The organism is Heyndrickxia sporothermodurans (assembly GCF_003055045.1).
Lineage (GTDB): Bacteria > Bacillota > Bacilli > Bacillales > Bacillaceae_C > Heyndrickxia > Heyndrickxia sporothermodurans.
In genome coordinates this window covers 39,010-55,088 of sequence record NZ_NAZB01000004.1, presented here as the reverse complement: position 1 = coordinate 55,088, position 16,079 = coordinate 39,010, and the positions used below count along the sequence as shown (strand labels likewise).

The following is a 16,079-nucleotide window of genomic DNA, read 5'->3' as shown; positions in this document are numbered from 1 at the left end:
ATATTGCGATGATTTCGTTTGCTAATCCTTGAGATGCGGGTAGGAAATGATGGGGAAATCGATGCCCACCTGCTCGAATCCGCTGCTTGCGGGCAGATGAGAGGGCGGTCTCTCTCCTTATCTTCTCGTATCCGATGCTTGCGGGTAGATGAGAGGGCGGCTCCTCTCCTTATCTTCCCGCTTCTGATGCTTGCGGGTAGTTGAGGGCGCGATCTCTCTCCTTATCTTCCCGCTTCCGATGCTTGCGGGTAGTTGAGAGGGCGATTCTTCTCCTTATCTTCCCGTATCCGATGCTTGCGGGTAGATGAGAGGGCGGCTCCTCTCCTTATCTTCCCGCTTCCGATGCTTGCGGGTAGTTGAGGGCGTGATCTCTCTCCTTACCTTCTCGAATTCACTACAGAGAATTCATTTAAAATAACCGCATTTTTTCTGACACATGCTTCCCATCACCAATTACATATCCCATCGATTTATAACCAACTAATCGTTTATCATACATTTTCTTTAAAATAGAAACCCTTACGTCCACATAATCCTTTATTGAATGTTTATATAGTAAATACATTTTAGAAAGATAAACAAGATTTTCAGTTTTCTATCACGTACTTTAGACACAAAAGTCAGGTTATTTCTGACTAAGCTCACTTTTTCTATATATTTCTCTACCAAATGTATCAATATGATTTTTCAAATTTTCATTATTTATTTCTTCATATTGCACGATGTCAAAGAAATAAGGTAGTGGAAATTCTTCGTTTAAAAGATCGTCCAACTGATAAAGCGTTTTACTAGTCACATTTTTACCTGATATCGCAATATCGACATCTGACCCTTTTTTATAGTTCCCTAGAGCCCTACTCCCAAAAATGATCGCTTTATCAATTTCTTTTAAATTTTCCATTGCTCTTTGTATATACTCAAAATCTCGATCCAATAATCCAAACATCGAATCATTCCTTTGAAAGTTTATCATATAATGATTTAAAAATTGGAACATAAATTTTATACAGTTTTCACAATTGAAACATCCTAACTTCTTTTAACCAATTTTACTTGTTGTCCCAGCAAAAATCCACCGATATAACGTCCATATCCATGCTCATTAGGATAAAAGACATTCCTTTTTGTTTTACATCCGATTGGGTGTCGGCAGCCCCAGTACGGTCAATGCATCGCCAATTGTTTCTTTGAATTTTAACGTAAGCCAAAGTCTAAACGCCTTTTTGTCATTATCGGCTTTAATAATTGGGCAGGCTGCATAGAAGTTATTGAACAAAGTTGCTAACTCATGTGCGTACGTACATATTCTGTGCGGTGATAATTCTTTAACAGCCGTATAAAGAGTATCCTGCCAAGTGGCGATATGTCTGAGTAGTGCGTATTCAGCCTTATCCATCTGATTTATTTTGTCCGGAACCAATTGCTCCGAATATAAGTCAACTTCGGCTTTACTTAAAATGCTAACTGCACGAGCATGGGAATACATTAAATACACACCCGTATTTCCTGTCACTTCTGTCGCCTGTTGGATATCAAAAACGACCTCGGTTAATAAACTAAAACGAAGAAGGTAGTAACGGATCGATGCTACCGCAATTGTTCTACTCGACAAACCACTTTTATCTGAACGTTTATTTTCAATAATCCCTTCCATAAGATCAACTAAATCAGATATTTTTATTCCTATTCCTTGTCTTCCAGACATGGCATACGATGCTTTTCCATCTGTTGTATCTAAACCAAGTTCCTTCGCAGCCGCTGGGCTTAATGAAACGACACCGTAACTGACATGTCGAAGTTTCTCAGCCTGTTTTGTATATCCCAATATTTCAAGTGCTTGTTTCACCATTGCTTGCGGGTATTCTTGTCTGTGGTCAATAACATTGATGACGAAGTCCGCTTGACCAAATGACGCATCCGTTCCATTCATACTCGTTGTCCATAAACCTTCTGTAAAACGTTTATACATAAAGTCCTTTTCCAGCAATCCAAATTTCCATAGATGATAAGCAATGTCTTTTGCTGTATAAGTTAAAATGCCATTGGATCGAACTAAAACTTTATCCATACTATGTTCGGATTCGGTATCTTCTGCGACAGTTGTAGGCTGTTTCAACACCCAGCACCCCTTCAACTTACCGGAAGTTTCTTGGTGAAAATGTTCTGTTTGTTTAAGTAAGTTAAACGCCGCAGTCAAAAATCCTTCCCTTACAATATTGCTTTCCCATACTAACAAATCATAATGAATGTCAAACTCATTCATTTCTTCGATATGTTCGCGAACAATTCGATCTACAACAAGCAACCCGACCCAAGACAAATTTTCATTCCCCTCTTCAAGTGAATGTAAAACATTTGTCCTTTGTTCAAGTAATGAAGGATTTTTTTCATACTGCTTATTTACCGTGGAGTATATATCCCAACAGAAATCACCAAAACGAGAGTGCTCCTTTTTATATGGAATATTTAAAATACCAACAACTGTGTCTGCAAGCTGATTCCCTAAATCATCGATATAATTATGCACTTCGACCTTATATCCCGCTCTTTTTAAAAGTCGTACAAGAGAATCACCAATACACGAATTTCTTAAGTGGCCAATATGAGCCGATTTGTTCGGATTGATAGATGTATGTTCAATGACTACTTTTTCTCCGTTGTTCAAAGGAAAAGTGAAATCCCTCTGAGACCACTGATTCCAATCGATATACATATTGATAAATCCCGGTGGTGCGACTTCAATTTTGTTAACCAAATTCTTCAAGTACCCATCTTGCTCCAGTTTGTTTTTCAACATTCCCGCAATTTGAATTGGTGCTTTTCTCAAAACTTTTGCAAGCTGCATGGCAATATTCGTTGAATAATCGCCATGTTCCAAATGTGATGGCTGTTCAACAGAAATTTTCAAATCCTCATTGTAGTTGAGACCTATTTCTTGAAAAAGACTTATCACAGACTTTTCGATGTTGTTTATAATCAATTGGCTTATCATAAAAAAACCTCCTTTAAATAAAAAAAAGCCTTCATCTCCTTAAAAAGAGACGAAAGCTTTGCATTCGCGGTACCACTCTTGTTGTTAAACTTACCGTTTAACCACTCAATAAGATAACGGTCTTAGCCGTGACTTCCTACTAATACATTCAAAAGTCATTCTCATGGGTCCGTTTCACTGTTAACTCGGTACCGGCTTTCACCAACCCGGCTCGCTTTGACTCTCATCAACAATTACTCTCCCAGTCCTAGAAACTGTAGTATTTTTAAACATTATATCCAAATAAACAAAAAAGTCAATCTTTATTAAGTACCACAGAAAGTTCGGTAAGGTGTAGTTGACTTTGGCAGTTTGGCGTATTCAACTTGTTCATCAGAGTGTTCATAAGGATTTGAAAGTACATTCAACAGCCTATCCATCACACAAAAGTCTTCGTTTTCAACCGCGGCTTCTAGTGCTTCTTCCACCCGATGATTCCGTGGAATCACTGCAGGATTGCTATGTCTCATCAATTGATTTGATTCTGCTTTCGATTCCGGTTGTCTACCAAGTCTTGATTGCCAGCGCTCATACCACTGAGCAAACTCCTGTGTTCCAAATAAATTATTATTATCACGCTTATCAAACGTTAAAGCAATAAAAGTATTCGTATAATCCGCTTGGTGTTTTTTCATTAAATCAAGGAGATCCTTAATAATGGAATCATCTTGTTCCTCTTCGTTAAAAATTCCTAGTTTCGCTCTCATTCCTGCGATCCAATAGGAGTGATATAGTTCGCCAAATTTTGAAATCTCACCTTGGGCCAGCTTAACCGCCTGCTCTAGATTATCATGCAAAAGCGGCAATAAAGATTCAGCAAAACGAGAAAGATTCCATGCTGCCATATACGGCTGATTGCCATAAGCATAGCGTCCTTGAATGTCAATCGAACTAAATACCGTTTCAGGATCATATGTATCCATGAATGCACATGGACCATAATCGATCGTTTCTCCACTAATCGTCATATTATCCGTGTTCATTACGCCATGAACAAAACCAACTAGTTGCCATTTAGCGATCAGTTTAGCTTGGCGATTAATTACTTCCTCAAGTAATGAAAGATATCGGTTTTCAATATTCTCAAGCTCTGGATAATGCCGCTGTATTGTATAATCAGCCAAAATTTTAAGTTCCTCCACTTTACCCAAATTAGCGACATATTGAAAAGTGCCGACACGAATATGACTGGCAGCTACACGGGTCAATATTGCACCTGTTAGTTCCGTTTCTCGGATAATTGACTCACCCGTTGTTACTACGGCCAGACTACGGGTGGTTGGAATTCCAAGAGCATGCATGGCTTCACTAATAATGTATTCCCGCAACATCGGGCCAAGTGCCGCGCGACCATCTCCCCCTCTTGAATAAGGCGTTCTGCCTGCACCCTTTAACTGGACATCAAACCTCTCACCTTGGGGAGTAATCTGCTCACCTAGAAGCACTGCCCTTCCGTCCCCTAACATAGTAAAATGCCCAAATTGATGACCTGCATACGCTTGAGCAATCGGGGCTGCACCTTCAGGAATCTTATTCCCCGCAAGCATTGCTACCCCATCATCACTTTGCAACTCCTTAACGTTCAAACCCAAGGATTTTACGATCTGATCATTGAGAATGATCAACTTAGGCGCCTGTACAGGTGTTGGGTTGGTGGGAGAAAAAAATAACTTTGGCAGACGAGCATAACTATTGTCAAAATTCCATCCAAATTCCTTATTTGCTATCATTGATTCTCCATCCTTATTTGTATTTTCGTTCATGAATACTATCGTACTTATACCACCCATATTACACAAAAAGATAGTTAAAAGACATTATGTTTAATTTCTACTCTCAGCGATTTATTATGCTGACGTATTCGCAGATTTCAAATTTTTTCAATAATCGACTAAATCCAACCTGTTCTTTTCTTAATCAAACGTTTGATTAAATAATGGATAAAACGCTTCGTTACTGACTTTTGACTGAATGTAAAGAAAAAAATATGTCGAATAAGAAAGTGGTTTTTTCCATAAAAAAAGAGAGTATTCACTTACCCCTTAGGGAAATACCAATTTAAAATTTTTCGGAACAGCAATCTTGTCTGTAGAAAGTTATTTAGTTCAAATTACTACTATCAACAAACAACGTAGAGTATAATAACGAGTAGCTATCATGGTTAAACTAACTAGAACAACAACTATTGGAGGTAATAAAAATGGTCTTGCCTAATTTTGAGGATAATTTACAGAAATATGCAAAACTTTTAGTTGCAAAAGGAATCAATGTTCAACCGGGTGATTGGGTAAAAGTTACAATTACTGTTGATCAAGCGCCTTTAGCACGATACATAACAAAAGAAGCTTACCAATTAGGTGCTGAAAAAGTCATTATCAAATGGTCTGATGATGAAATTAGCAAACTACATTACTTACATCAACCTAAAGAGGTTCTCACGAATATTCCTGAATACGAAATTCAAGAATCCGATGACCATGTACTAAATCACCGGGTTAGTCGTTTGTCAATTGTTTCAAGTGATCCAGGTTTACTTAATGAAGTTGATCCCTCTAAGGTTGCGGCTTATCAAAATGCAGCCGGTAAAGCATTCAAAGCCCAACGCATCGCGACTCAAAATGATGACTTGAAATGGACAGTTGCCGCTGCTGCAGGAGCAGGTTGGGCAGCACATGTATTTCCTGATCTTTCAACTTCCGAAGAACAAGTAGATGCGTTATGGGATCAAATCTTCAAAACTTGCCGTGTCTATGAGGATGACCCAATTGCTGCTTGGGATGAGCATAAAAAAACATTAAATGAAAAAGCGTCTATATTAAATGAAATCCAATTTGATGCGCTGCATTATACAGCACCTGGTACAGATTTAACTTTAGGTTTACCAAAGAACCATATTTGGGCAAGTGCTGAAAGTATTAATCCAAAAGGGGAAGAATTTATCGCCAACATGCCTACAGAAGAAGTTTTCACTGCACCTGATACCCATCGCATGGAAGGTGTGGTCCGCAGCACAAAGCCATTAAGCTATGCAGGTACGCTAATAGAAGGCATTGAGGTTCACTTTAAAGATGGAAAAATTGTGGACATTTCCGCCGAAAAAGGTGATGAAGCGATAAAAAAATTGGTATTTGACAATGAAGGTGGTACAGGCTTGGGTGAAGTTGCCTTAGTTCCAGACCCATCCCCAATTTCTCAGTCAAATATTACTTTCTTTAATACACTTTTTGATGAAAATGCATCGAACCATCTCGCGATAGGTTCCGCGTATCCTACAACCATCCAAGGTGGTACGAAAATGAGCCAGGAAGAATTATTAAAGCATGGCATGAACACGTCCATCGTTCATGTTGATTTCATGATTGGTTCTGACAAAATGGATATTGATGGCATCAAACAAGATGGCACCGTTGTTCCGATCTTTAGAAATGGAGACTGGGCGATTTAGTAATAAAAGATGGCAACCCTCCTTGTACAGAGGGTTGCCGTTTTACTAATCACGTTTCATTATTTTAACATTGTCGCTTTTAAAAATTCCTTCGTACGTGCTTCCTTTGGACTGTTAAAGAATTTCATTGGATTGTTTCTTTCAATGATTCTACCTTCATCCATGAAAATAATCGAATCGGCGACCTCACTGGCGAAGCCCATTTCATGGGTCACTACTACCATCGTCATTCCTTCATCAGCCAATTCTTTCATTGTTTCCAGTACTTCACCAACAAGCTCGGGGTCGAGGGCAGATGTCGGTTCATCAAATAGCATAATATTAGGTTTCATCGCAAGTGCCCTTGCAATGGCTACACGCTGTTTTTGCCCACCGGAGAGTTTACTTGGATAAACATCCGCTTTATCCTCAAGGCCAACTTTTTTGAGCAACTTTTCCGCCTCTTCAACCGCCTCACTTTTAGAAATTTTTTTCACTTTGGTCGGTGCTTCAATAATGTTTTGCAGAACCGTTTTATGCGGAAAAAGATTGAAGTGCTGAAACACCATCCCCACCTTTTGGCGTACATTATTAATATTATGGGTTTTCGGTGTAATCTCTTCACCTTTGATGAAGATTTTACCATTATCCTTTTTTTCTAAAAAATTCAAACAGCGTAACAACGTGCTTTTACCCGAACCTGATGAACCGACTAGGCACATAACTTCACTTTCATAGATTGAAACATTAATATCCTTTAAAACATGCAAACTTCCAAAAGATTTATTCAAATTTTCGATTCTAATTATTTCTCGTTCACTCATAAACCTTTCCCTCCTATCATTCACTTACTGCCAATCTTTTTTCGACCAAGCTCACAACAATTGTTAACAAGGCAACAAGCACTAAATAATAAACGGCAACGATTAACAAATAAGTCATTTCATCAAAATTATTCGATCCTAAAGTCGTCGCAACATTGAACAATTCATTCATCGATATGAAGGCAGCTAGTGAAGAATCTTTCAATCCGATAATAAACTGGTTTCCAAGTGGAGGCAGAGCTCTCTTGAAAGCTTGTGGAAGAATGATTCTACGCATGGCTAATCCTCTTGTCATACCGAGGGATCGTCCGGCTTCCATTTGCCCTTTATCAATCGACTGAATCGTCCCGCGGAAAATTTCTGCAATATACGCACCGTTATGAAAGGCAAGTGCGAGTGCTGCTGCCCAAAAGTCGGGAATAAGAAAAATTCCACTAAAACCGAAATACAAAATAAAAATCTGAACAATGAGCGGGGTACCTCGAACAAGGAATACATATATATCTGAAAGATAGCCGAAAACTTTTACTCTTGAAATTTTTAACAAGGCAAAAAATAATCCAAATACAATTCCAATTAGGATGGAAACGACCGTTAACTTCAAGGTCCATAACATGGCCTCAAGGAAAAGACCTTTACTGTTAATTAATGTCTCGATAAAATGTGAAATACTTGGCAAAATAAGATCACCCTTTCTCTATTATTCTGGTTTTCTCGTTATATCTTGACCGAAATACTTTTTACTAATTCGGGCAAGTGTCCCATTGTCACGCAGTTTTTGAAGTGCTTCATTCACTCGTTTAAGCAGTTGGGGATTATCTTTCGGAACGACAATAGCCTGTTCACTTCTTTCTATTAATTGTTTCCCTATTATGTCAAAGCCCTCTTTTTTTGCACTTTTTCCCGTGACAAAGTCGGTAATCACTGCATCATGTCTACCTATACTTAAAGCCTTTAATGCCGTAATATCACTGTCGTACATTTTAATATTGTTTGTGTACTTTTTTGCTGTGTCAGCATACGTAGAACCCTTTGCTACAGCAACTTCTTTTCCTTTTAAATCATCCACGGTTTCAATTTTGCTATCAGGCCTAGTAAATATTTGGGGTCCCGAGTAATAGTATGGAGTGGAAAAAGCAACTTGCTTGGCCCGTTCGGAGTTAATGGTGTGGCTGGCAACTGCGACATCCGCTCTGCCCGTCTTAATTCCTTCAATAAGTCCTTTAAACTTCATTCTCTTCTGAACTGGTTCGAGACCTAATTCTTTTCCAATAGCATTACCTACCTCGATATCGAAACCAGTCATCGATAAGTCATCATTTTTCACATAACTAAAGGGTTTGAATTCTCCCGAGGCAGCAAAGATAAACTTCTGTTTATCAATCAGCTCGGTTCCATCCGATAGTTGTTCCTTCTGGGCACATGCTGTCAATACAGCTATTAAAAACATGCCTGTGATCATATGTATCAATCGTTTCCTCATGCCTGATGATTCTCCTCTCTTTTCAAGCCATACTATGTATTACCCAGCAAGCATTAGTTTCAACCATAAAAAAAGACACATTCCGTGCTATTTAGGCATTCTATATAATTAAAAAATACAAATATACCAAGATTTAGGTTCCTTTTTATATGAAGAAAAATGTTATCATTAAAATAGGAAACTCCTCCAAATATCTAAAAACTATGAAACAATTAAACGATTTCTTCGTCTAAAATAAAGACTATATTTTGATTTAGAAAGGGTATAACATTGAAAAAGAAAAAGAGAAAAGGAAGATTTTTATTTATTATTCCACTCGTGTTATTATTGCTTTTTTATATACAATCAACTAAAAATCCAAGTAATCATTTGACTAATAACTTAAATAAAAAAAATACTCCCACTTTCCCCACGGAGCTCAATCCGATAGTTAAAGAACGAACTAAGCAATTAATCCAAAAAGCAGCGAAAAAGGGAATCACAGTCGTGATTACGGATGACTTTCGTAGCGCAGCCGATCAAGATCGACTTTATCAAAAGGGGCGGACAGCTGGCGGAGCGATTGTAACGAATGCCAAAGGTGGTGAGTCTTATCATAATTATGGGCTTGCAGTTGATTTTGCACTAAAGAACCGTTCTGGAGACATTATTTGGGATATGCAATACGATGGAAATAAAAATGGAAAACAAGATTGGTACGAAGTGGTGGATATAGCAAAAGCCTTAGGCTTCTCATGGGGTGGCGATTGGGTGAAATTTAAAGATTACCCACACCTTCAAATGAATTTTGGCTTAAGCATTTCTGATTTACAAGCTGGTGCAAGGCCGAATACTTCCTCCTTGACTGCTGATACGAATGAAACGAAATAATATTAGTAATACGCAAAAAGGCAGTCCCTCAGGGAACTACCTTTTTTTGTTTGGTTGCTCTATATCAATGTTTCATATACTCGTTTTTAGGATAACTTACAAAAAAGCTTATTTTTCTCTTAGTTCGTATATCTAAATTCATACTTTCAGCCCGATAAGGAAAACTATAACTATAACATCAATAACTGGAGCGAAAATGTATGAGAAAAGTGTTTCAAATTTACAAAAATGATTGGGTAAATGTGTTTAAAACACCGATTGCACTGTTTTTGATCATTGCTTTAATGATTCTCCCATCATTATATGCCTGGTTTAATCTTAAAGCTTCGTGGGACCCATATGGAAATACATCACATATTCCTATCGCTGTAACAAACGCTGATGAAGGGGCTGTTTTACGAGGTAAAAATATTGATGTGGGCAAGGAAATTGTCAACACATTGAAAAAAAATAATGCACTTGGTTGGACATTTGTCAGTGAGGAAAAAGCCGCGCATGGATTGGAACACGGGGATTATTATGCAACCATTTATATTCCAAAAGATTTTTCAAAACGGATCACCACTCTCTTAGATGATCAACCAATAAAACCGGAGATCACATACAGTGTTAATGAAAAAATCAATGCCATTGCCCCAAAGATTACATCGAAAGGGGCCTCAACAATAACGGAAAATGTCAGTTCTAACTTTGTTAAAACAGTTAGTAAGGCCGTTCTTACCGAGTTTAATAAAATAGGCATTGAATTACAAAGGGAATTACCGACTATTTTAAAAATGGAAAATCTTTTATTTGAATTAGAAAAGCATTTACCAGATATTCGAGACATGGGAAATAAAGCATTAGCATTTGAAAAGAAATTACCGGAAATTCGAAAGCAAGGACAAAAAATTATCGCTTTAGAAAAAATTCTCCCCGAAATCAATCAATCATCAAAAGAAATATTAAAATTAGAAGATAAGTTACCAGAACTTAAAAACATCGGAAATGGAGTCTTAGCTTTACAAAAAAAACTACCAGACATCCAAAAAGCAGCAAATAAGGTAACTGAGATCGACCAACATTTTGACACTATACAAAAAGGGATTCAAACAGCATTGGATGACACGGCAAAGGCTCAGAAAATCATTCAAACAGCCCAAGAGTCAATGCCTAAAGTGGAACAGGTAGTAGGAAATGGAAAAGAGATGGCTGCCGCGGCAGATGACTTTTTAACTAAAAATGAAGATGCTTTTGCCTCGATGATCCCGATTGTGAAGCAAAATTTATTACTTTTAAAACAAACAGCTGATACTGTCAGCGGGTTAACGAACAGCTTAAAAGATAATAGCATGAATCCGGAATCAGCACTACAAATGTCACAAGCTTTAGATGAACAATTGACAAACGGGATCAACGAAATCGATCGAACCATTGGAATGTTTACTCGCATCAATGAGAATATGCCAAACAAACCACTTACGGGAGTTATTCAGAAACTTGGGGATACAAAGGCAAAATTTGAACAGCAGCTTTCACTTGTCAGAAAAATTGAAGTTCCTTTAAAAGAAGGAAAGCAACCGAATTCCCAATTGATTTCCCAATTAAACCAAACATCTCAACAAGCAAGTCAGTTATTAAATGATATTCTTGGTCGATACGATTCGGAAATTGCGCCAAATATGACGGAAGGGTATAAAAAGCTTTTACAAGTAACGAAAGATTCAGCTTCTGTTTTAAATACAGCCAAAGAAAAGCTTCCTGACATTAAACAAATTTTACAGGATTCAGCGAAAGCTGCGAACTTTGGTTACGATCGATTAGAACAATTGCAGCAAGATCTTCCTGATATTGAAAAAAAGGTCCATGAAACAGTACAAAAAATTCAAACAGTCATGCCAAAAGTCGTTCAAGGAGTAAATGCCGCGGCAAACTTTTTTCACAATGACTTTCCAAAATTAGAACCAAAAATTCATAAGGCAGCGGATTTTGTAAGAAATGATCTACCAGGTGTTGAAAATGATATTCGACGGGTAGCGGAACTCATTCGCACAAAGCTTCCTGAAGTGGAAGAAGCAGCACATAAAATTGCTAATTTAGTTCGAAATGACTTGCCCAACCTTGAAAAGGCAGTTAAAAATGCAGCAAATAAAGTACGGAAGTTTAATAATGAGGAAAATTTAGGAGACATCATTGAACTGTTAAAAAATGATATCAATAAAGAAAGTGATTTTCTAGCAAACCCTGTTCTATTAAAGGAACATAAAGTATTTCCTATTCCAAACTACGGATCAGCGAATTCACCTTTCTACACGACATTAAGTCTTTGGGTAGGTGCACTGCTCTTGATTTCCTTATTAAGGGTGGATGTGGAGAATAGAGAATCTTTTTATTCCCCTTATCATGAATATTTTGGGAGATTTCTTACTTTCGCTACAATAGGTTTGTTTCAAGCGTTAATTGTTACTTTAGGGGATTTGTTCCTCCTGAAAGCATATGTAGCAGATAAAGTCCCATTTATTCTTTCCGGTATTTTTATTAGCTTTGTATTCATGTCCATTGTTTACACACTCGTTTCTATTTTCGGGAATGTAGGTAAAGGATTGGCGATTATTCTGCTCGTACTTCAAATTTCAGGATCGGGAGGGACGTTTCCCATTCAAGTAACCCCACCTTTTTTTCGAGCAATCAATCCATTTTTGCCATTTACCTATGCCATTAATTTAATGCGAGAAACGGTCGGCGGAATGGTACATGATCTAGTTATCCATAATATTCTGTTTCTCTTGCTATTTTTAATTATCGGGTTTGCCTTAGGTATACTCTTGAAAAAACCATTAGCGAAGCATACTGAAAAAATAGCTGAATTAGCGAAGAAAAGTAAGCTTATACATTAGAATAAAAGGGACGAAATTTAGCTTAAAACTAGATATCGTCCCAAATCCCTAACAGGTACGCTATAATAAAAGAAAAAGGAGTTGGTAAAATGGCAATTAGGAGAGAAGATATTCATAAATTAATTGAAGAAGTACCCGACGAAAAACTTTCAGATCTTGTAAAGGTCATTAAACTTTTGACCATTTCTGAAGAAGAACCAACTAAAGATGAAAATAAGTTAATTAAAGAAGCTCTAAAAGAATATGAAAATGGTGAAACTAGTTCGTATACAATAGATGAATTGCGTAAGGAATATTTAGAAGATGAGTAAATATATACTTGAATTGTCTAAAGGCTCTAAAAAGTTCCTTGATAAGAGTGACAAAATTACAAGAGAACGAATAATTAATGTCATACATGCTCTTACTGAAAATCCCTACTCCTATGCAGGAACTATAAAACTTACTGGGTATGAGAATATTTACAGAGTTAGAGTAGGAAAGTACAGGATAATATATCAAATACTAAATGAAAAGCTTATAATTTTTATTCAAGATATCGATAGCAGAGGGGATATATATAAAAAGTTATAATAATCTATGCATAGAATATTCTTTATGAATATTAACCAATTTCCTACCAATTAACTATAATCCCACATAATAAAAACATTCAGCACAAAAAAACCTTACCACGTATTCAACATGGCAAGGTTTCTTCCAAATCACTGTATAAATTCTTTCATAACTTCTGATGGTGTTAGAGTGGGACCTGATGATCCCTTATTTCACCTCAGCAGGTTTCATTTGTGTGCTTTCCTGTGAATTTAACTTACTGACAGCCGTGTTGCTTGTATCGACACGTTTAACAAATAGGGCTAATACTAAAGCGACAATATTTATAGCAAGAGCTACATAGAATGAATATTGAATACCGGCTAATAAAGCTTTTTGCGTTAATAAAGCTTCTGTTGCTTTTGTTAAAGTTGTTGGGTCGACGCTTGTCATTAAGTCTTCTGCTTTTGTTTTTGTCACGGAATTCATAATGGTTACAAGAACGGCTGTACCAATCGAACCGGACACTTGCTGTGCGGTATTGTTAATCGCCGTACCGTGTGGATTTAAGCGATTTGGCAGTTGATTTAAACTGTTTGTCATTATTGGCATCATTACCATTGACATACCAAACATACGAAGCGTGTAAACTAAAATAATATAAGAGTAACTAGAATCGATTTGTAAGTTTGCTAACATGTATGTTGAAACTGCTGTAACTATAAGGCCTACCACAGCAAGAATTCGCGGACCGAATTTATCGAATAGTTTCCCTGTTATTGGTGACATAATCCCCATTATAATTGCACCAGGAAGCATCATTAAACCGGAATCAAGTGGTGATATACCTCTTACACTTTGTACATATGCCGGTGTTAAAATCATACCGGAGAACATAGCTACCGCGTTTACGATTGCAATTATGGATGCAAGTGTAAACATTGGGTACTTATATGCACGTAAATCTAAAAGCGGTTCCTTCAGTTTTAATTGACGGATAATGAAAGCGACTAAGGCAATAGCACCCACAATTAAAGTAGTTAAGACTAATGAATCAGTCCATCCATCTGAACTTGCGGAACTAAAACCATATAATAATCCACCAAAACCGAGAGTAGATAATATAATGGAGAAGAAATCAACAGTAGCCTTTTTGTTTTGATCCATTACATTTTTCATTTTCCAAATTGCTAACAGTAAACTGATGATCGCTAAAGGCAAAATCATTTTGAATAGTAATCGCCAGTCATAATACTCTACAATATAACCTGATAATGTTGGCCCAATAGCCGGCGCTGTAATCATAACTAATCCGAAAACTCCCATTGCTGTCCCACGTTTTTCACGAGGGAAGCTAACTAACATAATATTCATTAACAAAGGTCCCATTACCGAAGAACCAGCTGCTTGGATCATTCGCCCAGCAAGCAATACACTAAAGTTTGGTGCAAAGGCTGCCGTTGCAGTACCTAGTGTAAAAATCGCCATAGCTGTAATAAATAAATTACGATTTGAAAAGCGTGTGATCAAGAAAGCTGATGCTGGAATTAAGACACCGCTGACTAGCATATAACCTGTGGCCAGCCACTGAACGGTTGAATAATCTTTAATTTTCAAGTCCACCATAATAGACGGCAATGCGACATTTAATAGCGAGTTATTTAAAAAAGAAACAAAAGCTCCTATAAATAAAATCGCCAGCATTAAATACGGTGGTTTCTTTTGTTGTATAATTGAATCCATATTTTTGTATCTCCTTATTCTGTAAAATTAACTTAATGGACTATTTTCTAGTATCACCTAGGCATTTTGATTGCCCATATATTTGAAATTAGGTCGTTTACAAATCCGAACGTTTATCCCTTTTTTTTGAAGTTTTTCCACAATGTTTTTTAAATTTATCTTCTTCTTTTTCCTTGCTTCAAAGGTCATTAGTCCTCTTCCTTATATAAGCCTCTTTTTAGAAGTTCTATTTGATCGATATAATTTTTTAATGTTTCTTCGTCCGATAATTCCTTACCAAACATATGAACAAGATTATGAAAGGTTACTGCTGTAGCAATTTTCATTATATGATGCAGATCCTTTTCGTCCTTTATGTTCAAATTTTTAGTATTAATCAAATGAATGATATCGAAATACTGTTTTTTCTGACTCTCCTCGTAAAGATTATTCACTAATGTGTTTTCAAGCTTATAATTCATATTTAAAAAAGCATTTTTAAAAAAGCTTTTATGCTCAGGATTTTTGTGAATTCTAATCATAAATTGAAAGGATTCGATAAATGTTTCAAAAATATCACCATCCTTCTCCTTTAAAATGGATATGAATCGTTCCGCATTTTTTTTCGATAGTTGATTTAACAAGTAAAAATATAAATCCTCTTTATCCTCAAAATACTGATAAAAGCTGCCTCTAGGAATTCCGGCATTTTTAATAATATTTGCAATCGATGCTTCATGTAATGGGACTCTGGAAAACTCCTCTTTAGCGGATATAATTAAAGTTTCCTGCTTATCTTTAGATAAGTGAAAAAACGTTTGTTTTGGCATTGTTACTTTCTCACCTCGATTTGTGACAACGTGTCATATGCAATTGCATTTCATTATTATATATGACACATTGTCATAAGTCAATAATAAAAATGACGTTGTGTCACATTTTTTTAAATATAAAATCCATCGAATAATAATACACGTCTAACACCCTACACTTTCATTAAATTCATTAACAATTGGGCATATTAATTTGACGGCAATGTAAGGTACCAAATTGATTCCAACAATTCACTATTTAAATTCTGGCAATTTTGCGACAAATATGTTCAAATAGAGCGGTCATTTTGAACAGTGGAGAATGTCAATTTGACCAAACCAATACCAGAGATTACTTCAGAGACTACTTCAAAGATTAATATATAATCCCTTGTAAAACAGGATGGTATTAATTTTGGCAGTAATTTAAAAATATTTGTTTAGTGGGTTTCTTTTTTATCGTTTAATTTATATAAGTGAAACCACAAGTTATCAAAACCGAT

Annotated in this window: 13 protein-coding genes and 1 other annotated feature; of the genes, 5 read left to right on the top strand and 8 right to left on the bottom strand. The window is 36.6% G+C overall.

The features are described from left to right. Positions 1–625: 625 nt before the first annotated feature. The 3 genes from B5V89_RS00840 to B5V89_RS00830 form a co-directional block, all read right to left on the bottom strand. Positions 626–946 carry a nucleotidyltransferase domain-containing protein gene (locus tag B5V89_RS00840; RefSeq protein ID WP_066235478.1) on the bottom strand — a complete coding sequence of 107 codons (321 nt, stop codon included), beginning with the start codon at positions 944–946 and terminating at the stop codon, positions 626–628. A gap of 183 nt (positions 947–1,129) precedes the next feature. Further along, complete coding sequence (locus B5V89_RS00835) at positions 1,130–2,992, bottom strand: arginine--tRNA ligase (RefSeq protein WP_108070065.1); 1,863 nt, start codon at positions 2,990–2,992, stop codon at positions 1,130–1,132. Between the two features lie 42 nt (positions 2,993–3,034). After that, positions 3,035–3,250: a binding site (T-box leader), on the bottom strand. 47 nt (positions 3,251–3,297) lie between these two features. Next, the gene (locus B5V89_RS00830; RefSeq protein ID WP_108070098.1) at positions 3,298–4,761 is read right to left on the bottom strand and encodes a protein adenylyltransferase SelO; all 1,464 of its coding nucleotides are present in this window, start codon (positions 4,759–4,761) and stop codon (positions 3,298–3,300) included. A 470-nt stretch (positions 4,762–5,231) separates the two neighbouring features. On the opposite strand from B5V89_RS00830, the gene B5V89_RS00825 reads away from it, so the two are divergent. Beyond that, on the top strand, positions 5,232–6,476 hold the full coding sequence (locus tag B5V89_RS00825; RefSeq protein WP_066235493.1) for an aminopeptidase: 1,245 nt from the start codon (positions 5,232–5,234) through the stop codon (positions 6,474–6,476). 59 nt (positions 6,477–6,535) lie between these two features. Here B5V89_RS00825 and B5V89_RS00820 read toward each other — a convergent pair whose 3' ends face one another. The 3 genes from B5V89_RS00820 to B5V89_RS00810 are packed head-to-tail and all read right to left on the bottom strand — an operon-like array spanning position 6,536 to position 8,762. Then, positions 6,536–7,279 carry an amino acid ABC transporter ATP-binding protein gene (locus B5V89_RS00820; RefSeq protein WP_108070063.1) on the bottom strand — a complete coding sequence of 248 codons (744 nt, stop codon included), beginning with the start codon at positions 7,277–7,279 and terminating at the stop codon, positions 6,536–6,538. Positions 7,280–7,295: 16 nt separating this feature from the next. Continuing rightward, the gene (locus B5V89_RS00815) at positions 7,296–7,958 is read right to left on the bottom strand and encodes an amino acid ABC transporter permease (RefSeq protein ID WP_066235497.1); all 663 of its coding nucleotides are present in this window, start codon (positions 7,956–7,958) and stop codon (positions 7,296–7,298) included. 21 nt (positions 7,959–7,979) lie between these two features. Further along, positions 7,980–8,762, bottom strand: a complete 783-nt coding sequence (locus B5V89_RS00810; RefSeq protein ID WP_107921237.1) for a transporter substrate-binding domain-containing protein — start codon at positions 8,760–8,762, stop codon at positions 7,980–7,982. Positions 8,763–9,032: 270 nt separating this feature from the next. Between B5V89_RS00810 and B5V89_RS00805 the strand changes: the two genes are divergently transcribed. The 4 genes from B5V89_RS00805 to B5V89_RS20685 all read left to right on the top strand — a co-directional run bounded on the left by B5V89_RS00805 (position 9,033) and on the right by B5V89_RS20685 (position 13,081). Continuing rightward, the gene (locus B5V89_RS00805; protein ID WP_280523946.1) at positions 9,033–9,632 is read left to right on the top strand and encodes a M15 family metallopeptidase; all 600 of its coding nucleotides are present in this window, start codon (positions 9,033–9,035) and stop codon (positions 9,630–9,632) included. 200 nt (positions 9,633–9,832) lie between these two features. Continuing rightward, entirely contained in the window at positions 9,833–12,508 is a 2,676-nt protein-coding gene (locus B5V89_RS00800) for a YhgE/Pip domain-containing protein (protein ID WP_108070061.1), read from the top strand. An 89-nt stretch (positions 12,509–12,597) separates the two neighbouring features. Next, positions 12,598–12,819 carry a hypothetical protein gene (locus tag B5V89_RS00795; RefSeq protein WP_066235507.1) on the top strand — a complete coding sequence of 74 codons (222 nt, stop codon included), beginning with the start codon at positions 12,598–12,600 and terminating at the stop codon, positions 12,817–12,819. Further along, the gene (locus B5V89_RS20685) at positions 12,812–13,081 is read left to right on the top strand and encodes a type II toxin-antitoxin system RelE family toxin (protein ID WP_066235508.1); all 270 of its coding nucleotides are present in this window, start codon (positions 12,812–12,814) and stop codon (positions 13,079–13,081) included. The genes B5V89_RS00795 and B5V89_RS20685 overlap by 8 nt, the downstream gene beginning before the upstream one ends. A gap of 189 nt (positions 13,082–13,270) precedes the next feature. On the opposite strand, the gene B5V89_RS00785 is transcribed toward B5V89_RS20685, so the two are convergent. Then, positions 13,271–14,785: a DHA2 family efflux MFS transporter permease subunit gene (locus B5V89_RS00785; RefSeq protein ID WP_108070059.1), complete on the bottom strand. Its 1,515-nt coding sequence runs from the start codon at positions 14,783–14,785 to the stop codon at positions 13,271–13,273. Positions 14,786–14,973: 188 nt separating this feature from the next. After that, positions 14,974–15,594 (bottom strand): TetR/AcrR family transcriptional regulator, encoded by a 621-nt coding sequence (locus B5V89_RS00780; protein ID WP_108070057.1) that lies wholly within the window; start codon positions 15,592–15,594, stop codon positions 14,974–14,976. Between the last annotated feature and the right edge of the window lie 485 nt (positions 15,595–16,079).